20 protein-coding genes and 1 tRNA gene are annotated in these 23611 nt (G+C 57.3%); 10 read left to right on the top strand and 11 right to left on the bottom strand.

The window, feature by feature from the left end; translation table 11 throughout:
- The first annotated feature begins 99 nt into the window (after positions 1 to 99).
- Complete coding sequence (locus EU556_RS02200; RefSeq protein WP_245327478.1) at positions 100 to 1251, top strand: alpha/beta hydrolase family protein; 1152 nt, start codon at positions 100 to 102, stop codon at positions 1249 to 1251.
- 161 nt (positions 1252 to 1412) lie between these two features.
- Positions 1413 to 2660: a glycine C-acetyltransferase gene (gene kbl, locus EU556_RS02205; RefSeq protein WP_135430596.1), complete on the top strand. Its 1248-nt coding sequence runs from the start codon at positions 1413 to 1415 to the stop codon at positions 2658 to 2660.
- Positions 2661 to 3140: 480 nt separating this feature from the next.
- Here the strand turns inward: kbl and cdaA are convergent, their stop codons facing one another.
- Both cdaA and folP read right to left on the bottom strand, forming a co-directional pair.
- On the bottom strand, positions 3141 to 3980 hold the full coding sequence (gene cdaA, locus EU556_RS02215) for a diadenylate cyclase CdaA (RefSeq protein WP_135430601.1): 840 nt from the start codon (positions 3978 to 3980) through the stop codon (positions 3141 to 3143).
- A complete protein-coding gene (folP, locus tag EU556_RS02220) occupies positions 3977 to 4858 on the bottom strand; it encodes a dihydropteroate synthase (RefSeq protein ID WP_135430604.1) in 882 nt (293 codons plus the stop codon). The genes cdaA and folP overlap by 4 nt, the downstream gene beginning before the upstream one ends.
- Positions 4859 to 5051: 193 nt before the next feature.
- Here folP and EU556_RS02225 point away from each other — a divergent pair, with 193 nt between their 5' ends.
- From EU556_RS02225 to EU556_RS02245, 5 genes are all read left to right on the top strand, one after another.
- Positions 5052 to 5606 carry a DUF1599 domain-containing protein gene (locus EU556_RS02225; protein WP_135430607.1) on the top strand — a complete coding sequence of 185 codons (555 nt, stop codon included), beginning with the start codon at positions 5052 to 5054 and terminating at the stop codon, positions 5604 to 5606.
- A 177-nt stretch (positions 5607 to 5783) separates the two neighbouring features.
- Positions 5784 to 6890 carry a BT_3928 family protein gene (locus EU556_RS02230; protein ID WP_135430609.1) on the top strand — a complete coding sequence of 369 codons (1107 nt, stop codon included), beginning with the start codon at positions 5784 to 5786 and terminating at the stop codon, positions 6888 to 6890.
- Complete coding sequence (locus tag EU556_RS02235; protein WP_317128700.1) at positions 6887 to 7951, top strand: ABC transporter permease; 1065 nt, start codon at positions 6887 to 6889, stop codon at positions 7949 to 7951. The genes EU556_RS02230 and EU556_RS02235 overlap by 4 nt, the downstream gene beginning before the upstream one ends.
- 72 nt (positions 7952 to 8023) lie before the next feature.
- Complete coding sequence (locus EU556_RS02240) at positions 8024 to 8545, top strand: shikimate kinase (RefSeq protein WP_135430611.1); 522 nt, start codon at positions 8024 to 8026, stop codon at positions 8543 to 8545.
- A 72-nt stretch (positions 8546 to 8617) separates the two neighbouring features.
- Positions 8618 to 9292, top strand: a complete 675-nt coding sequence (locus EU556_RS02245) for a sterol desaturase family protein (protein WP_135430614.1) — start codon at positions 8618 to 8620, stop codon at positions 9290 to 9292.
- 81 nt (positions 9293 to 9373) lie between these two features.
- Here EU556_RS02245 and EU556_RS25955 read toward each other — a convergent pair whose 3' ends face one another.
- The 7 genes from EU556_RS25955 to pheS form a co-directional block, all read right to left on the bottom strand.
- The gene (locus EU556_RS25955; protein WP_210116203.1) at positions 9374 to 9550 is read right to left on the bottom strand and encodes a hypothetical protein; all 177 of its coding nucleotides are present in this window, start codon (positions 9548 to 9550) and stop codon (positions 9374 to 9376) included.
- Positions 9551 to 9793: 243 nt separating this feature from the next.
- Complete coding sequence (locus tag EU556_RS02250) at positions 9794 to 12115, bottom strand: amylo-alpha-1,6-glucosidase (protein ID WP_135430616.1); 2322 nt, start codon at positions 12113 to 12115, stop codon at positions 9794 to 9796.
- Between the two features lie 220 nt (positions 12116 to 12335).
- On the bottom strand, positions 12336 to 13871 hold the full coding sequence (locus tag EU556_RS02255; RefSeq protein ID WP_135430618.1) for a lipase maturation factor family protein: 1536 nt from the start codon (positions 13869 to 13871) through the stop codon (positions 12336 to 12338).
- A 115-nt stretch (positions 13872 to 13986) separates the two neighbouring features.
- Positions 13987 to 15030: a DUF1259 domain-containing protein gene (locus tag EU556_RS02260; protein ID WP_135430621.1), complete on the bottom strand. Its 1044-nt coding sequence runs from the start codon at positions 15028 to 15030 to the stop codon at positions 13987 to 13989.
- A gap of 159 nt (positions 15031 to 15189) precedes the next feature.
- Positions 15190 to 15263, bottom strand: a tRNA-Asn gene (locus tag EU556_RS02265).
- Positions 15264 to 15358: 95 nt separating this feature from the next.
- The gene (locus EU556_RS02270) at positions 15359 to 15805 is read right to left on the bottom strand and encodes a Rieske (2Fe-2S) protein (protein ID WP_245327370.1); all 447 of its coding nucleotides are present in this window, start codon (positions 15803 to 15805) and stop codon (positions 15359 to 15361) included.
- 209 nt (positions 15806 to 16014) lie between these two features.
- Positions 16015 to 17052 (bottom strand): phenylalanine--tRNA ligase subunit alpha, encoded by a 1038-nt coding sequence (pheS, locus tag EU556_RS02275; protein ID WP_135430624.1) that lies wholly within the window; start codon positions 17050 to 17052, stop codon positions 16015 to 16017.
- Positions 17053 to 17258: 206 nt separating this feature from the next.
- Between pheS and EU556_RS02280 the strand changes: the two genes are divergently transcribed.
- From EU556_RS02280 to EU556_RS02290, 3 genes are all read left to right on the top strand, one after another.
- A complete protein-coding gene (locus EU556_RS02280; RefSeq protein ID WP_135430626.1) occupies positions 17259 to 17783 on the top strand; it encodes a hypothetical protein in 525 nt (174 codons plus the stop codon).
- A gap of 123 nt (positions 17784 to 17906) precedes the next feature.
- Positions 17907 to 18239 carry a hypothetical protein gene (locus EU556_RS02285; RefSeq protein ID WP_135430627.1) on the top strand — a complete coding sequence of 111 codons (333 nt, stop codon included), beginning with the start codon at positions 17907 to 17909 and terminating at the stop codon, positions 18237 to 18239.
- A gap of 441 nt (positions 18240 to 18680) precedes the next feature.
- Entirely contained in the window at positions 18681 to 19328 is a 648-nt protein-coding gene (locus EU556_RS02290) for a hypothetical protein (protein ID WP_135430629.1), read from the top strand.
- A gap of 104 nt (positions 19329 to 19432) precedes the next feature.
- Here EU556_RS02290 and EU556_RS02295 read toward each other — a convergent pair whose 3' ends face one another.
- Together EU556_RS02295 and EU556_RS02300 are read right to left on the bottom strand one after the other, a co-directional pair.
- A complete protein-coding gene (locus tag EU556_RS02295; protein WP_135430631.1) occupies positions 19433 to 20725 on the bottom strand; it encodes a M16 family metallopeptidase in 1293 nt (430 codons plus the stop codon).
- A 122-nt stretch (positions 20726 to 20847) separates the two neighbouring features.
- Complete coding sequence (locus EU556_RS02300) at positions 20848 to 23544, bottom strand: SusC/RagA family TonB-linked outer membrane protein (RefSeq protein WP_135430634.1); 2697 nt, start codon at positions 23542 to 23544, stop codon at positions 20848 to 20850.
- Positions 23545 to 23611: the final 67 nt, after the last annotated feature.

The raw sequence follows: 23611 nt of genomic DNA on the forward strand, positions 1-23611 counted from the left end.
CCTGAAGTTTGCCTTTGGCTTTCGCACACCTGTTTTTTATAATTTATGTCTGTTTTTCGTTCTGTAGTTTTAGGAGGCTGGCTCATGCTGACCTCTGTTATGCAGGCTACTGCCGGCCCTAAGCCCGTGCTAATAACCCAAAGTGCACTATACGGCACCGAAGAAGTTACTTTTCCCAACGCAATTGATAAGCTACAGCTCGCCGGAACATTAACAATTCCGCAGGGGAGCGGTCCGTTCCCAGCAGTTGTACTTATATCAGATATGGGTGCACAGAACCGCGATGGTAACGTGCGCGGCTATCAGCCCCTACGGCTACTGGCCGAGCACCTGAGCGAGCAGGGCATTGCCGTATTGCGGTTCGATGACCGAGGCGTTGGCAAATCAGAAGGGGATAACAACGCTGCCACTACCCTCGACCGGGTGAAGGATGCGCAGGCGGCCATGCAATACCTGCGTACGCGCCCCGAAATTGTTGCCGCGCGGGTCGGAATAATTGGGCACGGCGAAGGCGGCAACGTAGGCCTGTTAGCCGCAGCCCAGCCGCTGCCGCCTGCTTACGTAGTAACGCTGGCTGCTTCGGGGCAGGTGGGACGTGAGTTGCTAGCCACCCAGCAGGCCGCGCAGCGCATGGTAGCCTCCGCGGATACCTCGCAAACCCTGGGCAAGCGCCGCTTGAAGGCACAGCAGGCCCTAGATCAGCAAGTAGCAAGCATGCGAGCCTCAGGAGCCAATGCCGCCCAGGTGGAAACGGCCCTGGCCAAGTACCAGCTTACCCAGAAAATGGAAGCGCAAACCGCTCTGGCCAAGGCTCTATCGCGGGAGCACGCTATGCTGGAAATTGTGCGACAAAACCCCGACAATGCCCAGGTACAAGCAATTGTGGCTAACATGATGCGCCAGGATAATGCAGATCTTGATCCGGCACAGGCCCGCACCTTGGCCGCCCGCCGCACAACTCCCTGGTACCGCAACTACCTTGGCTTCGACCCTCAGCAGTACCTGAGCAATGTGAAGTGCCCCGTACTGCTGCTGCAAGGTCTCGACGACGAGGAGGTAGCTCCCACCAACCTAGCGCTATTAGAAAAAGGGTTGAAGGCAAACCGTACGGTTACGGTGCAAAAGTTTGAGGGTGTAAACCATGTGTTTCAGGCTCCGGAAGCCCACTGGCCCACGGTTGAGGGCAAGACCCAGCCAATTTTCTCTTACATCGCCTTGTCAACAATTCGTGAGTGGGTGCGGCAGCGGTAAGTTAGGAAGAGTGGCCTAGCAAGGCTAGTAACTTTATCGTTCGTCTGGATTCGTAGAGGACTTTCTCCTGACTGGGAGAAAGTCCTTTCTTTTTTGCCGGATGCCGTACTTTTACTTTCCCATCCCAACTCATCTGTTTACTACTTCACTACCTCACCATTATGTACGCCACCCTTCAGCCCGATCTGGAGCAGCAGCTCCAGGAAATAAAGGAAGCCGGTCTTTATAAAAAGGAGCGCATCATTACCTCGCCACAGGGCGCGGAAATTGAAACCACCGAAGCCGGTGAGGTGCTGAACTTCTGCGCCAACAACTACCTAGGCCTGTCCTCGCACCCCGAGGTGGTGAAAGCGGCCAAAGAAGCTATTGACACGCACGGCTACGGTATGTCGTCGGTGCGCTTTATTTGTGGCACCCAGGATATTCACAAGCAGCTGGAAGCCAAACTGGCCGAGTTCCTGGGCACCGAGGACACTATCCTGTACGCCGCTGCCTTCGACGCCAATGGTGGTGTATTTGAACCTCTGTTCAATGAGCAGGACGCCATCATCTCCGATGCTCTCAACCACGCCTCCATCATTGATGGCGTGCGCCTCTGCAAGGCCCAGCGCTACCGCTACGCCCACAACGATATGGCGGACCTGGAAAAGCAGCTTCAGGATGCGCAGGCCAAAGGCACACGCCACCGTATCATCGTTACCGATGGCTCGTTCTCTATGGACGGCACCATCGCCCAGCTCGACAAAATCTGCGACTTGGCCGACAAGTACCAGGCCCTAGTAATGATTGACGAGTGCCACTCCATGGGCTTCCTCGGCAAAACCGGCCGCGGCACCCACGAGTACCGCAACGTACTAGGCCGCGTCGATATCATCACGGGCACGCTGGGCAAAGCCCTCGGTGGCGCAATGGGCGGCTTCACCTCGGGCCGCAAAGAAGTTATCGACATGCTGCGCCAGCGCAGCCGCCCGTATCTGTTCTCCAACACGCTGGCCCCAGCTATTGTAGGCGCCAGCCTGCGGGTGCTGGAACTGCTCACGGAAAGCACCCAGCTGCGCGACCAACTGGAAGAAAATACCAAGTATTTCCGCGAGAAGATGACCGCCGCCGGCTTCGACATCAAGCCCGGTGAGCATCCCATTGTGCCCGTCATGCTCTACGATGCCAAACTGGCCCAGGAGTTTGCCGCCAAAATGCTCGACAAGGGCATCTACGTAGTGGGCTTCTATTACCCCGTAGTACCCAAGGGCCAGGCCCGCATCCGGGTGCAGCTCTCCGCCGCCCACACCCGCGAGCATCTCGACAAGGCCATCAACGCCTTCATTGAAGTAGGCCGCGAGCTAGGCACCCTTAAAGACCGCAGCGCCCAGCAGCCCGAAGCCGGCCAAGTAGTAACGAATACGCCGTAATTGCTAACCTCCCTGCATAATGAGAACCCACTTTCTGCGAAGAGAGTGGGCTCTTCTTTTCTATATGATAAGACTTTACCTTGATATAGATGGTGTATTGTTGACTAAACGCAACACGCGTCGCCCTGATTTTGGAGCAAAGTTTATAACATTCGTGACGCAACACTTCGACTGTTATTGGTTGACCACTCACTGTAGAGGCCTAGCAGATAAAGCCGTACAATACTTGGCTAATTTTTACGGGTCTGAAACGCTACGGCAACTACAAGCTGTACAGCCAACAACGTGGGAGACGTTAAAAACCGAGGCCATCGACTTCTCAACCGATTTCTATTGGCTGGAAGATGCACCATTTAAAAGCGAACAGTTAGTGTTGCACAAGCACGGGTTGGCAGATCGGCTTCTACTCGTAGATCTAGATAAAGTCTTCGAGCTTAAGAGGCTTAAAATGTACTTGGAGGAACTTCTGCCTGAGTAGCCCTACGCCGCTACTTCCGCTGCCGTAGAACCCGTAGAGGCTGTGGGCTTGGGCGCTACGTCAAACAGGAACTCGTTGAGGCGGGCGCGTAGGTCGGCGGAGGCTAGGTTACGAAATACTTCGCCGCCGCGCACCAGAGAAATCTGACCGGTTTCTTCGCTCACTACCAGTACAATGGCGTCCGTCACCTCCGTGAGGCCAATGGCGGCGCGGTGGCGCAGGCCCATGGAGGCAGGCACATCGGGGTTTTCGCTCACGGGCAGAATGCAGCGGGCGGCTTGAATGCGGCCGCGGGTGATGATAACGGCGCCGTCGTGGAGGGGACTGGTTTTGTTGAAGATGCTCATGAGCAGGCGCTTGCTGACGGTGGCATCAATCAGGTCGCCGGAGTCGGCGAAAAACTTTAGGTCGGAAGCCATACTGAAGGCAATGAGCGCCCCGGTCTGCTTGCCGGCCAGGCTTTTGGCGGCTTCTACAAACGGGGTAATGTTCATGCGCTCTGAAGCCGCCTCGCGCCGCCACGGAAATACCCGCACTCTATCCAGAGCCGTAGCTTTCCCGATGGTGAGCAAAAACCGCCTGATTTCCTGCTGAAACAGAATGATGCCCGCCAGCACGCCCACGCTCATGAACTGGCCTAGAATGCTGGTAAGCAGCTCCATGCCGGTGGCTTTCACCACTAGATAGAGCAGGTAGATGGACATGAAGCCCAGGAAAATCTTCAGCGCCACACTTCCCGTCAGCAGTTTATACAGCTGATAGAACAGCACCGTGACCAGCAGCACGTCGATGACGTCTACCCAGCCTATGCGCAGGAAGCCGACGGTGAAGGAGCCAATCACGGGGAGAAGGGTGGGAAAGTGTTAGATACCAGCTGCACAGTTTGCACAGCTTCGGCTACATCGTGTACGCGCAGAATCCGGGCCCCGTTGACCAGCGCCAGGGTATTCACAGCAACAGTGCCGGCCAGCGCCGCATCCGCCGACAGGCCTAGCGGCTTGTAGACCATGCTTTTTCTGGACAGCCCCGCTAGCACTGGCAGGCCTAGAACTTGCAGCTCCTGTAGGCGGCGCAGCAGCTCATGGCCTTGCTTGGGCGTTTTAGCGAAGCCAAAGCCAGGGTCCAGCACCACATCGGTTACACCATGGCGGCGCAGTTCCGTCAGCTTGTCGCGGAAGTAGCGTACCAGCTCGAGCACCAAGTCATCGTCGTAGTGCGTGAGCTGGGTCATGGTTTGGGGCGTGCCCCGCATGTGCATCAGAATGTAGGGCACCTGCAGGCGGCCTACGGTGGGCAGCAACTCCGCATCAAGCTGGCCACCGCTGATATCGTTGAGAATGTCGGCGCCGGCGGCTACGGCTTCTTCGGCCACACTAGCCCGGAAGGTATCGACGGAGATAAACGTTTCGGGAAAGGCCCGGCGCACGGCCGCCACGGCGGGCAGCAAGCGGTGCATTTCCTCGTCAACGGAAATGTCTTCGGCGCCGGGACGGGAGGAGTAGCCACCCAAGTCAAGGATGGCGGCCCCCTGGCCTAGCATCTGCTCAGCGCGGCGCAGCAGCTCATCTTCGGCCCCAATCCGGTTACCGGCAAAGAAGGAATCGGGGGTGAGGTTGAGGATGCCCATCACCTGTGGCCGGCGCAAATCCAGCACGCGCCCACCCGGGCAACGCAGGGTTTGCCTGGGGGAAAAACACGTATCTTGCGGGGCCTGGAGCATGGTTTCTATGCAAATTGAAGCTGTTCTCTCTGTCATCCTGAGCCATCTCCGCCCGAAGCGGCGACGCCGGATCTTACCATCCTGGAACGACTACCGTAGCAACGACTCGGGCTGACCGGATAGGATGCTTCCAGCGTCAGGAGTAGGCAAAAAGATAGTAAATGCCGTTTCCCAACAAATTAGGCTGAAAAACTTGGAGAATCAAACCCAGCACGAGTACGACCGGGTAATTGAACAGTGCCGCCGGCTGTTTCTGGCCAAAACCCACGACTACGGAACGGCTTGGCGCATCTTGCGTTTGCCCTCCGTCACCGACCAGATTTACATCAAAGCCCAACGCATCCGCAGCATTCAAGAGAAGGGCACCCAGCTGGTGGCCGATGGGGTAGAGGAGGAGTTTGTAGCCATCATCAACTACTGCATCATCGCCCTCATGCAGCTAGGCCTGCCCGCCGACGCGCCTCTGGACTTGGAGCCCGAAGCCGTGGCCCAAGCCTACGATGCACAAGTGGAGGCCAACCGCCAACTGCTGTTCGTCAAAAACCACGACTACGGCGAGGCGTGGCGGCAGATGCGCGTAGAGAGCATCACGGATATCATCCTGATGAAGCTGCACCGCACCAAGCAGATTGAAGATTTGCACGGCCTCACGCGGGTGTCGGAAGGGGTGGAGGCCAACTACCGCGACATGCTTAACTACGCCGTATTTGTCCTGATCAAAAAAGGCTTCGCGGAGGAGAAAGTGTAGTGGCCTAGCGCACCCTGGAGTATAAATATTTGTCTTCCTCAGGGCGGCGTCTGACCTTGCCTCGTAACAACGCGTGCCGCCTAGGCGGGTGCGGCGCTGCCCCGTGCAGCCACTACCCCAGGATGCCGTTACTTTTATGCACTCAAGTCGTTAAGCTCCTCAAGAAGCACGTTCTACATGAAACAAATTACCCGTATCTGCTGGCTGCTGCTGGGAGTGGTGTTTATCTTCTCGGGGCTGGTGAAGCTCAATGACCCCGTGGGCACCGCCCTCAAGCTGGAAGAGTATTTTGAGGTTTTTAGCAAAGACATTGGCTCATTCTTTCACGTATTTATCCCGCATTCCCGCACCCTGAGCATTGTGCTCAGCTCTCTGGAAGTGGTGCTGGGCGTGGCTGTGCTGCTGCGCTGGATGCTGCGTCAAACACTGCTGGTGCTGCTAGGCCTGTTGGTGTTTTTCGGGTTCCTGACCTTCTACTCCGCGGCTTTCAACAAAGTAACCGACTGCGGCTGCTTCGGCGACTTTATCAAGCTCACACCCTGGACTTCGTTTGCCAAGGACATGTTCCTGCTGCTCTTGTGGGCAGTGGTGTTCTTTAACATGCGCTACCTGCGCCGGGTGTTTGCCAAGGGCACGCTGGGCGTGATGTACATCACTATTGCCTCGGCCGTAGCCATTGGCATTGGCGTGCGGGCCCTAGGCCACTTACCCTACTTCGATTTCCTGCCTTATAAAGTTGGCAACGACATTGGTAAGCTGATGAAGCCCCAGGAGGCCGCTAAGTACCAGTACGTGATGGAGCGCAACGGCGAAACCAAGACGTTCTCTGAATACCCCACCGACTCGACCTGGAAGTACAAGAGCATGGAGGTGCTGAACCCCCTCACGTCCAAACCTGTCATCACTGACTTCTCGGTGTTTGATAGCGATGGCAAGGACCACACTCAGGAAGTGCTGCAGGGTAACAAGCTGATCCTGATTGTGCAGGATGTGGCTACTGCCGACCGTGACCGGTTTAAAGACATCAATAAGTTGCTGGAGGCCGCGGCTAAGTCGAAGAAGCCCCTGACGCCGCTGGTAATTACTAGCAGCAGCCCAGCCGCCTTCGACTCCTACCGACACGACGTAAACCTGGCTGCCCCCTATTACTTCGCCGATGCTACCGTGCTGAAATCCATGATTCGCTCTAACCCGGGCTTTGTGCTACTGCAAAACGGCGTGGTGAAAGGGAAGTATCACTATCACGACATTCCCACGCAAGGGGAACTGGAGAGCAAGCTGTGAGCCGGATACTAGGGTTTGTGCTGCGTCGTCTCTGGCAGGGCGCGCTGGTGCTGGTGGGCGTGGCCCTCACGGTATTTTTCCTGTTTAACGTGTTGCCCGGCGACCCGGTAGCCCTGCTAGCCGGTCAGCGCTCCGATGCGGCCACCCGCGCCGCCATTGCCGCCGACCTAGGCCTCGATCAGCCTCTGCCTGCCCAACTAGCCGGCTACCTCAACGATGTATCGCCGCTAGGCCTGCACCCCCGCGACTCGGCGGGCGTGGCTAAGTACGGCGGCGTTACGCTGCTGCCGCTGGGCCAGAAAGCGCTGGTACTTAAAACGCCTTACCTGCGTCGCTCCTTCCAAAGCAATAAAGAGGTGCTCAGCATCCTACTCGACCACTTTACGGGCACGCTCTGGCTGGCCGTGGCTGCCATGCTGATTGCGGCTGTGCTGGGCATAGCACTGGGCGTAGTAGCGGCCCTCAAGCCTCACTCTTGGCTTGATCGTCTGCTGGTCTCTACTTCGGTGCTGGGCATTTCCGTGCCGTCGTTTGTGGCGGCAATTCTCATTGCCATCACCTTTGGGTTCTATTGGAGCTCTTGGACCGGCCTCAACCTCACCGGCCAGCTCTACGAAACCGATCCGTTTACTGGTCGCCACTTGGTATTGCGCAATCTGCTGCTGCCCGCGTTTGCGCTGGGTATTCGGCCCCTGGCCGTTATCGTGCAGCTTACCCGCTCTTCTATGCTCGACGTGATGAGCCAGGACTACATCCGGACGGCGCGGGCCAAGGGACTTTCGGGCTACCGCACGGTGGTAGGCCACGCCCTCAAAAATGCTCTGAACCCGGTTATCACGGCCGTGTCGGGCTGGCTGGCCTCTCTGATGGCGGGCGCCTTCTTCATTGAGTACATCTTCAACTGGAAAGGCTTAGGCACCGTGACCCTGCGGGCCGTTGAAAACCTGGATTTCCCAGTTGTGATGGGCGCCACTATCTTTATTGCAGCGCTCTTCGTGCTGGTGAATATTGTGGTAGACGTGCTGTACGCCTTCATCGACCCCCGCGTGAAGCTGGGGTAAGCCGAGTAAACTGCCCGCTAGGCCACTCTCAATATCAGGCTTCCCATTTCCCCACTATTGCTTTCTCCACCTATGCGCCTCCACCTGATCGGCATGCCCGGCGCGGGCAAAACCACTCTAGGCCGGGCCTTGGCCACGGCATACGAAGTGCCATTCCGCGACCTGGATCAGGAAATTGTGCGCCGGGAGCAGCGTACTATTCCTGACATTTTTGCTCAGGATGGAGAAGAATACTTCCGGGAACGGGAAGCGTCAGTATTGCGCGACCTTATTGCGGAGTTGCCTGACTTGGTGTTATCGACCGGAGGCGGCACGCCTTGCTTTCATCACAACTTGGAGGTGCTGCTAGAAAGCGGCCTGACTTTATATCTGGCAGTACCCGTGTCGGAGTTGGTGCGGCGCCTGCAGCGGCAGGCCGCCAGCCGACCATTGTTAGCGGCCCTGCCCGATGCAGCGGCATTAGAAACGCGTTTAGCTGAAACCTTGGCTGCCCGTCAGCAGTTTTACGACCGCGCACCACTCTGTTGTGCAGCTCCTGCCTGCTCGGTAGAGGCTGTGCGGCAGTTGGTAGAGCGTTACAACGCCGCCGTCTAGTTCTCCTGGGGTTCTGGACCGACGTTTGCGCAAGCATGACTATTTTTGCGTCCTCATCATTTCTGCCTTGGTATGAACTCCACTTCCGAAGCTTCTGAACCTGAAGTAAAAGTAACTCCGGTTAAAACGCCTGATGCCATTAAGCCCAAGCATAAGGGCTCGGCACAGCTGTTTAAGAACCCGGTGCTGGAGCGGTTGTCGCACACGCACATTGCGCTGCCGACGTCCATCTTTATTATCACGGCCTGCGTGAGCCTGTATTATGGCATTACGCGGGGCTTTATTACGGGGGCTTCGGCGTTTGGCTTGTTTCTGGTAGGGTGGTTTATGTTCACGTTCGTGGAGTATGCCATGCACCGCTACCTGTACCACATTCCGGCCACCACGCCAGGTCGGGCTAAGTTTCAATACACCATGCACGGCGTGCACCACGAGTTCCCTAAAGACAAGACTCGGTTGGCCATGCCGCCCATCATCACGGTATTCGTGACCTCGCTGCTGTTCTTCATCTTCCGCTTCACGTTCGGTAACGCGGTATTTGGTATTCTGGCGGGCTTCGTGTTCGGTTACGCGCTGTACCTGTTTGTGCACTACGCCATTCACGTGTACGCGCCACCAAAAAACTTCCTGAAAGTGTGGTGGACCCACCATGCCCAGCACCACTACCGCCAAGATGAAATTGCCTTCGGTGTATCGAGCACCCTCTGGGACCACATCATCGGTACCATGCCCAGCAAGGCTAAGTAACCTAGGCCACCTACGGCGCTAAAAAAGCCCCCACAGTAGCTGTGGGGGCTTTTTTAGCGCCGTAGGTGGCCTAGGACGATGCTAGGGCCGGCGGCGGAGCTTATTGACAATAAACCACAGTAGCAGCACAACCAGGAACACGCCGATGAGGCCTGTCCAGGCACCTGCCTTAAAAATGGTACCGATGGCGTCGCAGCTGCTCAGCGAAAAGGTGAACAGTACAATGAGGAAGAGTAGTGGTAGGCGCAGGTTGTTCATAGGAGCAAGGGGAGAGTATACAAAAGGCTGCTCACCGTGGGCAGCGTCTTTAAGCATACTCTGGCTCAAGCCAAAAGGTTAGCGTAAGGTGTTGCTGACCCCCTTTTACTGCTGAGATACGGCCTACATCTGCTCTTGCTGTAGGCCACCTTTCTAGGCCTCTTAGCAAGTGAAGAAACTGGTCAGGTTGTTACCTCCTGCTGCCCGCAGGAAGTAGCAAACCGTTGATTCGCTATGAGCAGCCTACTTTTTACTCTGCTTAATAACGGGGTGGGTGCTAAGTGGCAACGGCCGAGTAAATTCTACCTCGGCTAGCGCACGGTCGTTTTGCTGTTGCTGGGCCTGCCGCGCAGCAGAAGGGCTAGCCTTACGCTCGGTAAGCATCTTGCCCCCTTCATCCCGCACCTGCAGAGTCAGTTGCTGAGTCGAATACGTGACCGTCAACACGGAGCCCGGCTTCACCTCTACCCGAATGGGCTCGAAGGGTAGTACATCCACCACTGCTGTAGTAGCAAGGTCGTTGAAATGGTAGGTGTGGGTAGGGGTTGGCAACGCTTGGTACTCGGCTGTAATTCGGCTCTTACCAACCATGAAGTTGTACTGCAGCTGCTCAATGGCCTTAGGCAATTGGGGCGCTAGGGTCAGTTGGCGGTTTGCCATATCGGGCCGGATGCCAAGGAAATACTGATACCACACCCGGAGCTGCTCAGCGTTGGACCAGGCTTGCAGGTAGGCCCCGGTCAGCTTAGGCCAGGTCTGGCCCGGACGGGGATAGGCATCCAAGTTTTCGCTGAGGCCGCCTACCACGCCCTGCGTCAGGGCCTGCCGGTTGGAGTTGGCAAAGAGGGTATAGGCCGTTTCTACTTGGCCCGCTTCCAGCATCCGTTGCATGGCAATGCCGTTTAGCCAGGGCCAAATGGTGCCGCGGTGGTAGGCGGCATCCTTGTGGTAAAGCTCCGGAGCCAGGTGGTAGGGGTGAAACTGTGGGTCGTGGCGGTCGAGGGTGGCTACGCCCCAGGGGTACACTAGCTCGGTCCAGGTTTCGCGCAGGGCCTGCCGGGTGAAGGCGGGGTCGTTTACCAAGTCAAAGGCGAAGAGCTGGTTGGGGCGTAGGGTGAAGTCGGCCTTGCCCTGCTTGTCGAGCCGGTCGGCTAGGTAGTCGTGCTGGGCGTTGCGGTAATCCTGGGCGAAGTGACTTTTCACCCGCTGGGCCAGCTGCTCCCACTGCTGCTGGTGCGCCGCATCCTGCATGTAAGCCGCAAAGTAGGCGCCCGCCCGCAGCTGCTCGTACCACAGCGCCTGAATGTCATTAGCACGACTTGCCCGCGGGGTGTAGGCCACTAGCTTGGCGTCGCGGGCATCCATCCAGGTCTCGTTGTCCTCGTGCAGGAGGTAGCCCTTCTCATCAACCCAGTGCTTGAGCGAGCCCGCAATGCTTGCCTGCACGTTGGGGTACAGTTGCCGCACCAATGAGGTGTCGCCGGAGTACTTCACGTATTCCTGCAGGGCAATGACAAACCGCGGCGTACCATCGGTGGTGTGGTAGTCGATGTTGCTGGGGTTGACGATGTTCGGCACCCGCCCGAAGTACTTCGAGGAGGCATCAAGCTGCTGATACTTAGCGAAGGAGAGCAAAATCTGGCGGGCCGTGGCAAACTGCCCCGTTACCAGAATGGCGCCCGGGAAGGAAATAAACTCGTCGCGGCCCCAGTATTCGTTGAACCAAGGCAAGCCCGCGTAAATGCCGTCACCCTGCTGGCGGGTCACCAACTGGTCGGTGGTAATGGCCAGCCAACGCAGGGCCTGCGTCAGCGAGTCGTTGCTGGAGGTGAGGTAGGCGTTGGTTTGCAGGTACTCCCGGAGGCGCTGCCGCCGCGCCTGCTTTAGGGTCGCGCTGTTGCGCCGTCCTTCCGCAATTAGGGCAACAGCCTCCGTTGCATCTTTCCCTACGGCAATCAAAAAGCCTTCGCCGGCGGCTACTACGCGTTGGTCTTGCAACGTAATTGCCTGCGGCTGGCGCGAGGCTACGGCAATCAGGTAGTTGCCTTCCCGCGCCGAGAATAAGGCTACATCGCCCTGCTGGCGCAGGAAGCGTACTTTGTCGCCCTTGAGCTGGATGCCTACCGGCTGGGTGGCGCCGGTCAGATCAATCTCCAGCAGATTCTTATGGTCGAAAAGCCAGAGCTGTTCTTCTAGGCCAGGGCCGTGCTGGCGCACTAGTTTCTCAGGGTACACCACCACATTGGCCGTGCGGTTATCGAGGAGTTGGTTGCCCACGAATAGGTCGTAGCCGCCAAATACTCGGTTTTTCGCCACGTTCATCCCCTCAAACCAGCTGTACTCGGGGTGCGTTACCTCGTGGGTCTGCGCGCAGTAGTAGGCGGCCTCTTTGTTGGTGAAGGAGGCAATGCGGTTGGCCGACGGCGGCACCGCAATTTTCATGGTTTCCAGCACGTGGTTCAGGTTAGCCGTTTCCGTTCCTGCGGTACGGGCGGGGGTAGTGTGGGTGCAGCCCGTGGCAAGTAAGAAGGGCACGAGCAAAGGAAGCAATAGGGAGCGGCGCATAAAGACAATAGCACGTTTACCTGGCCTAGCGCATCACTCACCAACCTGCAAACGACAGAATGCAAGCCGTTAGCAAGGAGAGGAAGCACGATTGCCTAGCAACTACCGCTACCAAAGCGGCATGCTGCTATTGTTGGCGGCCAGGGCAGAAGAAGCTCGAAGGTACTAGCTCCTCGCCTAACCCTACATGGCCTCTAGGCCAGTCAGGCGGCTGTACAGTTTACGGAGCCCACCCCGCGCTCTTAATGAATTCCGCTAGTCGCGGATCGTCGGCGGATAGGGGCGGCAGCCAAATGTCAACCGGCTCCCGGTTCCACCACCTTCCCTGGGCATTGCCTGGCTCTGCATACGTATAGCGGTAGCGCACCGCCCGGATATAGCGCGGTGGCCGCTCGGGGAAGGGATTCTGCGGAAACAAGCTGACTGCCCCCGGGTCATTGTGCAGGAGTTTCCAGACCAGGTTAAGCGTCCAGGGGTACTGCGCCGGCGACGACATAGCGGCAAACCACATCTGCCAGTCTAGCCGCAGCTGGTAGGGCGCAATCTGCGGCGGCCGCTGGTCGAGGGCCACCGGTAAGCCTTTGTAGAGGTAGGGCTTCCAGCGGGCCTGCTCATCGGGTTTCTCATCCATCGTACCCTCAAACACCACGTTCAGGCGCTCCTGCCCCACCGAGCCAAAGGCGCCGTAGGTATTCACTAAATCGAAGGGGTCGAAGGAAGTATTCATAATTTGCCCCGGCGAGACGATGTTCAGGGCCGGCTGAATGCTCAGGATGGCAATGAGCGCCGTTACCACCCACGCCGTGGTGCGCATGGGGCGAGATTCTTCGGCCTGCTCCGCCGCGGCTGCGGCCCGTTGCACTAATTGCTTCGGGAGAAGCCGGGCCCAAAACCCGTCATCAAAGCAGGCCAGTGCTGGCAGAATGGTCAGCCAGTTGAGAAAGGAGAGGTTGCCGCTGACGATAATGTTGAGCTGGAACAATACGATGACCACGCCCGCCATATGCCGGGCCAGGCGGGGCCCGAACACGAAGAAAGGCGCTACCACTTCGGCCAGCCAGTTAAACCACACGCCTACTTGCAGTAAGGGTCGCGGCAGAAAGTGAAACCACCGGCTCAGCGGACCCGGTATCGGCTGGGTCTCGAAATGGTAGTAGAGGGCCGTGCTGTTGCGCCAGACTTCATCACCCCGCAGCTTAATCAAGCCCGCCCCGAGCATAATCCGGAAGTTCAGCCACCGGAACAGCACAATAATAGGCTTGGGGGGCGCGTACCGCGGGAAAGGGCGCAGGTCGAGCAACGGGCATAGGAAAATGGCGAGGAAACCGGTTTCCGTCAGCTGAATTTCCCAACCGTAGCCGTACCACTCCTGGCCTACGTGCACGAAGGACATATACAGCAACCACAGCACCGTCAGGAGCAGCGCGTTGGCGTAGCCGGCCACCACCACGCAGGAAAGCCCTAGGCCTATCCAAGCCCCCGTGAGCAAGGCCGCATCAGAATGATTGAGCCAGAACACGGAAGGCAACCGCCAGAACCCTGCCCCCTCCGAGCCATAGGCACTAGCTACCTGCTGCAGGTAATTCCCGACCGGTAGCAGGCCGTGGGAGCCAATCAACGGCACAATCTGATTGATAGCTACCAGAAAGGCAACCGCATAAAGCGCCCCGAGCAGGCGCAGAAGTACAAAGCGCGTGAGCCAGTAGGTGGGGGAGGGGCTGAGCGCCTGAGGAGCGCTGCCGGCGTCAAGTTCCATGCTGCTTCCAAGTACGAAAAGGTGCGTACCCTAGTACTCATTCGTGTGCAGCGGGTTATAGAGGAGCCACGGGCCAGTTGGTGAAAGTCACTTCCTCAACTGGCCTAGCCATGCCTTAATGCTTCATACCTTCCATGCCAACTGGGTGCTGCGACTTGCCTAGTTGGTCTAGGGCCGCCCGAAACCCAGTAGCTAGCTGTGCTGCCGGCCCGCGTCCGTAGTAGTGCAAAAACATCATATGGGGCTGGTCGAAGAGCATGTGGTTATGCACGGCTACCACTTCGAGGTTATGGGCGCGCAGAGCCTTAATAACGGGGTTTACTTCGTGCTCCAGCATGGCAATGTCGCCGGCAATATGGGCATCGGCTTGTTTGCCGGCAAACGAAGCCCAGGAGTTTAGACCAATGGCGGCCGTCATTTCCGTGTTCATCATAACCACCTGCAGATCATCACGGCCCACGGTGTACTTGTAGGTGGGGCCATTTACCGTGCCTTGGTAGCCGGTTATCTTGTCTAGCGCGGGTAAGTCGAATAGCTCTTTGCCGGTGGGGGTAGCTCCGGCAGCGGGCGTAGCTGTGTTGCCAGCCTGCGACGCGGAGGCTGGCGGACTTGGGGGCTGGTTGGCCGGCAGCAGCTTCGAGTCTTTGAGCGTAGCGGCAAACTTACGGGCGAGTTCGGCCGGGCTTCCCATGCCATGGATATGCATGTAGAAAATGCGAGGCTCCTCGTAGAAAAAGTGGTTGTGCACGGCCCCAATTTCCAGCCCATTAGCCAGCGCAGCCGACATAAGCGGAGCCACTTCTTCCTGCAGCAGCACCGTGTCGCTCATGAGCATCGCCGATTTTCCGTCTAGCGTATGCTTGATGGCGGCCCAACCCCCAAAACCAAATGGAATAGGCACCGGCTCCCCCTTGATTTTCATCTTCAAGTCGTTGCGCGGCAGCGCGGTACTGTGAGTGGCCTGGGCCTCTACGTAGGTGCCCTTCTTGCCCATGGCCGCTTCAATACTGGCAATTTCGGCGGGAGTTAACGGAGGCGTTTTGCCTTTAGGCAGTTGCGCTGGGTTGGTGGCACTAGCGGAATCAAAGCCAAGCAGGGAAGTAGCGCCGAGCAGTGCCGTGCTACGCAAGGCATCTCGGCGGGAAATAAACTGACTCATAACACGCAAGCGAAGAGGATGGAAGTGGTCAGCTCAAGATAGCTAACATTTCAGCTCCAATCGGGCGATTGAGTAGCGAGTTAGGAATACGGGGCAAGCACATATAGGGCAAAGAAAAAGCCCGGTAAATGACTGGTGAAGTCGTTTACCGGGCTTGTGCGCTCCCTCCTGGGCTCGAACCAGGGACCCTCTGATTAACAGTCAGATGCTCTAACCGGCTGAGCTAAGGAAGCGGTTATGGCGGCGTTTTTTGCCGTTGCTGGTGCAATATTAGAGCAAAGTTTTTGAAGCTCCAAACATGATTAACTAAAAAAATAACCTGTTTTTTTTAGTTGGTGATTGTCAAGAGGTTGCCGGAGAGAGCGGTGTTGTATTGTCGTAAATTTCTCGTGGCCGGCCCGCCTTGCACTTGCCCCTGGAAGCTAAACTGCGATTTACAACAGGGGTCGTAGAGCCGGATAAATGGGTCAATTTTTATCCGGGCGCACGTATCAAGCGGTTGATAGGGACAGTTGCGCTCAAAGGCTAAGTAGCTAGAAGCGTTTTGCCGCACCACAATAATGCCCTTTACACCGCCATTAATATACACGGCCCCGTTATCAAAACGCAGGTTGCTGTTCTTTTGGTCGGTTAGCACCACCAACTCATTCACTGCCGCCAGCGGAATCTGGGGTTGGGCATCGTTGGAGTTGTTGCAAGCTGCCAGCAGTGCCGACAGGGCTAATGCACCTCCCAATGATAGTGTGCGGAAGGAAGTAGACAGGCTTTGAAGCATAAGAAAGTAGAGTACGCGCACTGGCCTAAACGAAGCGGAACCGCGCCCAAGTATAGTGCTCTAGGCCACTAGCTAAGATGAGCTGTGGGCAGCGGTAGCAGGAGAAGAGAAAACGCCGCTCAATGGTTTAAGTTGAACACAAAAAGAACAGCTCTCTTCTGTCAGGCAGAGGAGAGCTGTTCCGATAGTATTTAGCTAGACCAATAGGCCTACTGCACGCCCTCAAACTGACGCAGGAAGCGCAGGTCGTTTTCCGTGAAGAGGCGCAGATCTTTGATCTGATACTTGAGCATGGTAATGCGCTCAATGCCCATGCCCCAGGCATAGCCGCTGTAGCGCTCCGGGTCGATGCCCGACTGCTCTAGCACGGCGGGGTCCACCATGCCGCAGCCCCCAATTTCAACCCAGCCGGTGTGCTTGCAGATATTGCAGCCCTTACCCTTGCAGATCAGGCAAGTAATATCAATTTCGGCACTGGGCTCAGTGAAGGGAAAGAAGGATGGGCGGAAGCGCACCTCTATATCATCACCGAACAGCTCTTGCACGAAGTGGTACACGGTCTGCTTCAGGTCGGCGAAGCTTACGTTCTCATCCACGAACAACGCCTCTACCTGATGGAACATCATGTGGGCCCGGGCCGAAATGGCTTCGTTGCGGTATACGCGGCCGGGCATGATGCTGCGGATGGGTGGCTTCTGGGTCTGCATTACGCGCACCTGCACTGGGCTGGTATGTGTGCGCAGTACCCACTCCTGCTCGCCGGGGGTGCGGCGCACGAAGAAGGTGTCCTGCATGTCGCGGGCGGGGTGGTTCTCGGGGAAGTTGAGGGCCGTGAAGTTGTGCCAGTCGTCCTCAATCTCGGGGCCCTCGGCTACGTTGAAGCCAATGCGGGCCAGAATGCGCACAATTTCTTCGCGCACCAAGCTCAAAGGGTGGCGCGTACCCAGCGCATTGGGTACCGTAGGCAGGGTGTAGTCAAAGGTTGGGTCGGCGGGCGCATTTGCGGTAGCAGCCTCTAGCTCCTGCTGGCGCTGCTCAAACCGGGCCAGGGCCTGCTGCTTGAGCTGGTTGAGCTCTTGCCCAACAGCTTTGCGCTGCTCCTGTGGTACCGTTTTGAGCTGGTCAAACAGATCCGCCAATTGACCTTTACGGCCCGTGAAAGCAATCCGGAACTGGTCCAGCTGTTCCGGGGTGGTTACGTCGTACGCTTCGATTTCGGCCCGCAGCCGCGCGATGTTGTCCTGCATAATACTGCAAAGGTAGGCGTTGCGACGATGAATTGCCGGGCCCATTTTGTGGAGTGGCCTAGGTCGCTGAAAAGTTGGTACGGTTGCTGCCTAGTGTTGAGTACAAGTGGCAATTGGGGCTGAACGTGGGGCGCCACCCGTCGGCCGGCTACTGTCGGGCCCGGATGTACCGGGTGAAGTGTTTCCTTCTTTTGGTTCTTCCTTCCATGAAACGTTTTCTGCTTGCGGCCGTCGTAACGGCTACCTTCTTCAGCACGCCCACTGCTCAAGCTCAAACCAACGCCAAGCCAAACAAGCCTGCCAACTCCAGCGTGGCACCGGCCGCGCGCCCCACTGCCGAAGCCGAGTGGCCTACGCTCGAAACCTGGAACACGCCTCCTACAGAAACCGGCTGGGAAACGGCCGCTACTGCCCCTGATGCTGACCCGATGATGCGTTCTTCGGGCGTGCTAGTGGCTCCGGGCATGAGCTCTTCTCCGTACCGAGGCACCAGCACCGATTATAATGGTCGGCCCGTGGCCAAGCCTAAATCGATGCGGCCGCGCTCGGTAGCGGTAGTGTCCGATGACCCCATGATGCATTCATCCGGTGTGCAAATTGCGCCGGGCATGAACACGGCACCCTACCGCGGCGTCAGCACCGACTACCAGGGCCGTCCGTTGCGGAAAACTTCTGCTGCCGATACCCGAGCCGCAACCACTACGGCTGGCTCTGTAGCGGCGCAGTGGTAAGTATATGCTAAGCGGCTTGCACTAAGTGGCCTAGAATGGCCCGGTCATTCATCCGTGACCGGGCCATTGTCGTATGTGGAGACTCACGCAGTAACCAGTTTCTCACGCATTATCTCACCGCTTATGAAAACGCATGTACTTTCTTGGATGGGCGCCTTGGCGCTGTTTGCCTTTTTAGCTACTCCCGCCCAAGCGCAGCAAACCAGAAAGAAGAGCACGTATAACCGGGCGCGGTCGGGGGCCTATGCGCGCTACGACCGCTCGGCGCGGCGAGACGAAGAAAACCTGAAGCTGGCCCCGGGTATGCGCCTGAACATGCCCAGCCCACCCACTACCGACTACATGGGGCGACCCTTGAAAAAGAAACCTGCTCGGCCTAGCACCACTATTAACACGTTTTCGGCGGGGGCCACACCTGCTGCTCCTGCTAAGCCTGCCACTAAAAAACGGCGTTAGCCAACCGGATACGGTATCAATGGATTTCAGGCTGGATGATGGTCATATTATTCAGCCTGAAACCATTGGCGCTCAATGCTAAGCGTAAGCCTTACCCACTAGTAGTGTACAATATTGTAGGCGGGAACTGGCCTAGAAAGCTGGGGTAACGCTGGCGTAGCCAACAGTAAACTAAGAGCTGAGTCTCAACCTAGTTAAGCGGGGGAGAACAGCAACAAGTTGAAGTATTGGCTATCGAAAGAAATTTTAGTGCAAAATGCTCGCTTGTGGAATACTGAAGTGCATTGCTTGTCGTTGACAGTGCTCTCTCTCGGTCTGATGGTGGCCCACAGGAACTTCTAGTAAATCTGCGCGTTTAGGAGAAAAATCCGGGAGGCATAATTTCCTGACCTGCCTAGGCTACCGTAACTTGCAGCTTCAATCCCTCAATTGGCAATTTCGATGACTCGTTTCTTCTTTCCGATACTTCTGGTAGGCGGGGTACTGGTGGCTTCTTCCGCCCAGGCTCAGTCTAAAAAGTCCTCCGATGGGTGGGGCTCTTCTGACGGCTGGGGCGCTCCGGCGCCGGCCAAGAAAACCACCACTAAGAAGGCCGTAGCTCCAGCAGCGCAGGCTGCGCCTACAACGCCAGCAACTGCTCCGGCGGCTACACCTACTGCTCCGGCGGGCGCTGAGGCGGCTGGTGGCTGGGGTGGTGCCACGGGGTCTGCCGCTGGGGGTGGTGCCGCCATGGGCGGGGCCGATGCTCCTCAGCCTATCGGGGCCAGCATTGCGCCTGGGTTTACGGCAGCTCCTTCACGTCGTCCTACCACTGACTATCGGGGCCGCCCACGGGCGCCTTATGTGCGTCGCTCAGTACGTACCGAAGATCCAGTTCCGCCAGCACCCGCTCCTATTCCAGTAGCGGTTCCGGAGCCCGAGCCCGCTCCAGTAGCAACGCAGCCAGCTGCCCCCAAGGCGGCTGCGGCTTCAGCTGGCACTAAGAACGCCGGGGCAACATCAACCAAAGCGGCTGCTCCAGTTAAGAAAGCTGCTCCTGCCAAGAAAAAGGCCGATGACGGCTGGGGCAGTGGTGGTAGCGGCTGGTAAGCTACTCTCTAGGCAATCCTCATAAAAAAGAGCCCGGCTACTTCTGAAGTAGTCGGGCTCTTTTTATTTCTGTAGTGGCCTAGGCCTTTATTGAAATACAAAAGCTAGCTACCAGCTTCCGTGACTAGTGCCGGAGACTCTTCATTCTCAACGACAGATTTAGGCTGGGCCCGATAGTATAGGGTGCTGCAGTTGTCGGGCCGAAGGACCTCTTGGGCGGCAGCTCGCACCCGCTCGGGAGTAACGGCCTGCACCTTGGCGCTTTCTTGGTTTACTAAGTCAGCGTCGCCTAGAAGTTTGCTGTAGGCCAAATTCATGGCCCGGTGCAAGAGCTCAATCTCGCTGAACACAATGCTGGCTTCGGCTTGATTTTTCACTTTTTCCAGCTCTTGCTCCGCTACCAGTTCTTCGCGCAGTTGGGCAACTACCTGCTCTACGGCGGCATCAGCTTCTTCCAGCGAGACTCCGGCGTTCAGCTTACCACTCACTACCAGCAAGCCTGGCTCTAGGGAGCCCATAACCGAGGCCGAAATGGCGTTAAACAGAGGGTGCTCCTTCACCAGTTGCTGGTACAAGCGGCTTGATTTCCCCCGGCCCAATACGTCGCTGAGCAGGTCAACATCATAGTAGCGGGCATCGCCACGGCCGGGCATGTGGTATACTTTGTAGAGCGCCGAAACCGGCACGTCGGCCTGCACTTCCAGAAAGCGGGCTTCAGTCTGGCGGGGCTCCTGAGGCAACTGCCGCTCATAGCGGGTGCCGGCCGGAATGGGACCAAACCACTTCTCGGCTAGGCGCTCCGCCTCGGCGCGGGTTACAGCGCCAGCAACCACTAACACGGCATTAGAAGGAGAGTAGTGCTTAGCGAAGAAGTCGCGCACCTGCTGCATAGTCGCGTCTTCAATATGGCTAACCTCCTTACCGATGGTGGCCCACTGGTATGGGTGCTGCTGGTAGGCCAGGGGGCGCAGCTTCAGCCATACGTCGCCGTAGGGCTGGTTAAGGTAATTCTGCTTGAATTCCTCCACCACCACTTTGCGCTGCACCTCTAAGCCATTCTCCGAGAAGGCCAGGCTCAGCATACGGTCCGATTCCAGCCAGAAGCCGGTTTCGAGGTTAGCAGCGGGCAGCGTGAGGTAATAGTTGGTAATGTCGGGGGAGGTGAAGGCGTTGTTTTCGCCGCCCACCATCTGCAGGGGCTCGTCGTAGCTGGGAATGTTTACCGAGCCCGAAAACATCAGGTGCTCAAACAAATGGGCAAAGCCGGTGTGGGCGGGGTCTTCGTCGCGGGAGCCTACATTGTACAAAATGTTCAGCACCGCCATGGGCGTGCTGTGGTCTTCGTGCACAATGCAACGCAGGCCGTTAGAAAGCGTGAATTCTTCGAATTGAATCATAGGAAAAGCAAGGGGGAGGGGCCAAGAGGCCTACAATATACCTAACCAGCCGCCGGAAACAGAAGTTTCGGGCGGCTGGCAGGGGAACTTGCCGAATGTACGTGCGCGGCTACTGCGTGGGTTTACAGCGTGGCACGTAGGCCTAGCAGTATGGTGCGAGCGGTGGGGTAGGTGCTGGCATCAATACCCGCTTGCTGATTATCGGAGCCTGCCGAACTAACATTAGGATCGAAGCCGCGGTAGTTGCTGAGCACAAAAAGGTTATTACCACCTATCCATACGGAGATGTTACGGGAGTCTTTCTCCCACACGTTATAGGCCAGGGTAAGTGAGCTAAGCCGGACGTGGTTGCCCGACTGTAGTATATAGGTAGTTACTCCCGGAAACTGCACAGTGTAAGTAGCCTGAGGTACGTCCGTGTTGGTGTTGGTTGGCGTCCAGCGGTTACGTAGGCGGCCAGAACCATTATTGAAATAGCCTTCGGGTACATCCAGGGCTGCTAGAGCGGTGTTATACACTTGATAGCCAAACATACCATCTAGCTGCGCCTGAAGCGTAACGCGCCGATACGCCAGGTGCTGGCCTAAGCTTACTAACTGGCGCGGTAGGCCACTGCCCAAGGCTACTGCATCCAGGAAATTGCTGGTTGCATCTCCATTGGTGTCCTGAAACTTAGGCGCGCCTTGGGCATCAATACCTTGGTAACGCAGGCCATAAAAGGTGCTCAACGGCTGCTCATGAGTGGTGCGCTGATAGTCAGTAGCGTAGAACCAATCGGGGCGGTCAGTAGTGAACTGGTTGCGGTTGACAGCGGCGGCCAGCCGAGTAGTGCCTCGTAGTGGTCCGGCGCTCCAGATGCCCTCCACTGATAGCTCTAGGCCACTACTCAGGATCTGGCTGGTTTCATTGAAAAGAGATGAGCTTGCTATCAGGTGCCCGGCTGCACCCGTCCGGCGGGTATAGGCGCCCAGCGTTAGGTTGAGCTGACTGCGTAGCAGGCCAAGCGTCAGGCCCGCATCCAATTGTTGCGTGGGCTCCCGCAGGAAGACGTTTGATCGGCCGGACAGGTTAGACCCATTGGGAATAGGAACCTGAAAGAAGTTGCGCCCTATGTTACCGGCATCCGACGTAAAGCCCCAGCCTAGCCAGGCATCTAGCTGGCTAATGTGGCTGGAGCTCTGCAGAAAGGCCTCCTTGCCCGCATGCCAGGTAACCTGAGCACTAGGTAGCCACTGCCACCGGTCTTTGGCAGTAAAGGTGCTGGAGGCATCGCGGCGTAGGCCACCTTGCACCTGGTAGCGCCCGGCCAAGGTGTAGCTGGTGGTGAGTTGGTAGGCTGCAACATTGGCTGCATACGAACTCCCACTTATGTTAAAGAAGTCGGGTTGCGTTTGGCCAGGGAGATAAAAGCGGGTTTCGGTTTCAGCGCGCCGTTTCTGGTAGATGGCTTCTGCGCTGGCCTCAACCACGTGCCGGTCTTCTTTAAAATGACCGGTATAGCGCAATGCCGGATTCAAGACCCATTGCTGGTATAGGGCCGTATTGTCGCCGCTCTGGCCGCCTGCGGTACTGGTAAAAGATGGACTGTAAGTAGTATTAGCTAAGGTAGCACGCTCCAGATTGCCCCGCAGATCCAGCGCTAGGCCAGGTAAAAACTCATAGCGGGCGCCCAGCTGGGCCAGCATACGCCGATGTTGGGGTGTGGTATAGCTTTCCTGGGCCCACTGCACTGGGTTAAGCGAGTATTGGCGGCTGCTGCCGTAGCTACCATCGGGGTTCCGGACGGGTACGGTAGGAATATAGGCCAGGGCGTTTGCCGCTGCGCCCACTGCCGGTATGCGCTGCCGGGTTTCGCTGAGGCCCACTGCCGCTTGAAGCTTCAAGTGCTGGCCTAGCTGATGTTGTATGGCTGCCCGCCCGGCGTATCGGCTCAGAGAGGAATTGAGCACAGTACCTTTCTGGTTAAGGTAATCAGTACCGGCATAGTAGTGCGTACGGGCAGAACCGCCATCTAGGCTCAGGTGGTGTTCCTGCACGGTAGCGGTGCGCAAAAGCTCGTCTTGCCAATCGGTGCCCTTCCCGAAAGTAGCAACTTGTTCAGGCGAATACGGTGCGCCAAACTTAGCATTTAGCGCGGCCTCGTTAGCTAGGTTCGCATATTCCCGGGCGTTCAGCAAATTGTAGCGGTATCGTACCTTCTGAACGCCGCCGTAGCCCGCATAGTGAACCCGCAACGGCCCGGTCCGGCCGCGCTTGGTCGTAATCCGGATAACGCCATTGACGCCTTGGGCCCCGTAGCGGGCGGTTTCCCACGCACCTTTCAACACCTCCACCGTCTCAATATCTTCCGAAGGAATACTCAGCAGCGGGTTGGTATCCATTTCAAGGGCTTCAGCTGGTCTGAAGTTAATCATTGAATTATCCCTGATCGGTGCTCCAAACGTGTTCTGAAACACAGGTATGCCGTCCACCACGTACAGCGGCTGTGCATTACCCGAAAGTGAAGCTGCGCCCCGGATGCGTACCGCTACCTGCGCCCCCGGCGCTCCGGAATAGGGCGTGGCCTGCACCCCAGCTATCTGGCGGAGCTGCTCTTGGAGAGGGAATGTAGGACCAAAGTAGTAAGTGACTGTCTGAGTTATTGGAACTCCTGGCCCTGTGCATACTAAGCGCCCAGAAAGAAAAGAATTAGAGGCAAATAACGAGTCCGGCAAAGTGATGGTCACTCCCAAGCGGCGTGGGGCCAGCGTATCGGGTTGCTGAGCCAGAGCGGGAATAGAAAGCGTAAGGAGTAAACTGAGAGAGTATAGTCGAACCATATAGGATATAGGGAGGAAATCAGCCCCGAAGATAGATGCCCCAGGCCACCTCTTTCCATAAAGCCGG

The sequence above is a fragment of the Hymenobacter fodinae genome (assembly GCF_004745825.1).
Lineage (GTDB): Bacteria > Bacteroidota > Bacteroidia > Cytophagales > Hymenobacteraceae > Hymenobacter > Hymenobacter fodinae.

Excerpts from the sequence above, each read along its gene's own strand:
- EU556_RS02200 (WP_245327478.1), top strand. The coding sequence starts at position 100 with ATGCAGGCTACTGCCGGCCCTAAGCCCGTGCTAATAACCCAAAGTGCA.
- kbl (WP_135430596.1), top strand. The coding sequence starts at position 1,413 with ATGTACGCCACCCTTCAGCCCGATCTGGAGCAGCAGCTCCAGGAAATA.
- folP (WP_135430604.1), bottom strand. The coding sequence starts at position 4,858 with ATGCTCCAGGCCCCGCAAGATACGTGTTTTTCCCCCAGGCAAACCCTG.
- EU556_RS02230 (WP_135430609.1), top strand. The coding sequence starts at position 5,784 with ATGAAACAAATTACCCGTATCTGCTGGCTGCTGCTGGGAGTGGTGTTT.
- EU556_RS02240 (WP_135430611.1), top strand. The coding sequence starts at position 8,024 with ATGCGCCTCCACCTGATCGGCATGCCCGGCGCGGGCAAAACCACTCTA.
- EU556_RS02245 (WP_135430614.1), top strand. The coding sequence starts at position 8,618 with ATGAACTCCACTTCCGAAGCTTCTGAACCTGAAGTAAAAGTAACTCCG.
- EU556_RS25955 (WP_210116203.1), bottom strand. The coding sequence starts at position 9,550 with ATGAACAACCTGCGCCTACCACTACTCTTCCTCATTGTACTGTTCACC.
- EU556_RS02250 (WP_135430616.1), bottom strand. The coding sequence starts at position 12,115 with ATGCGCCGCTCCCTATTGCTTCCTTTGCTCGTGCCCTTCTTACTTGCC.
- EU556_RS02255 (WP_135430618.1), bottom strand. The coding sequence starts at position 13,871 with ATGGAACTTGACGCCGGCAGCGCTCCTCAGGCGCTCAGCCCCTCCCCC.
- EU556_RS02260 (WP_135430621.1), bottom strand. The coding sequence starts at position 15,030 with ATGAGTCAGTTTATTTCCCGCCGAGATGCCTTGCGTAGCACGGCACTG.
- EU556_RS02270 (WP_245327370.1), bottom strand. The coding sequence starts at position 15,805 with ATGCTTCAAAGCCTGTCTACTTCCTTCCGCACACTATCATTGGGAGGT.
- pheS (WP_135430624.1), bottom strand. The coding sequence starts at position 17,052 with ATGCAGGACAACATCGCGCGGCTGCGGGCCGAAATCGAAGCGTACGAC.
- EU556_RS02280 (WP_135430626.1), top strand. The coding sequence starts at position 17,259 with ATGAAACGTTTTCTGCTTGCGGCCGTCGTAACGGCTACCTTCTTCAGC.
- EU556_RS02285 (WP_135430627.1), top strand. The coding sequence starts at position 17,907 with ATGAAAACGCATGTACTTTCTTGGATGGGCGCCTTGGCGCTGTTTGCC.
- EU556_RS02290 (WP_135430629.1), top strand. The coding sequence starts at position 18,681 with ATGACTCGTTTCTTCTTTCCGATACTTCTGGTAGGCGGGGTACTGGTG.
- EU556_RS02295 (WP_135430631.1), bottom strand. The coding sequence starts at position 20,725 with ATGATTCAATTCGAAGAATTCACGCTTTCTAACGGCCTGCGTTGCATT.
- EU556_RS02300 (WP_135430634.1), bottom strand. The coding sequence starts at position 23,544 with ATGGTTCGACTATACTCTCTCAGTTTACTCCTTACGCTTTCTATTCCC.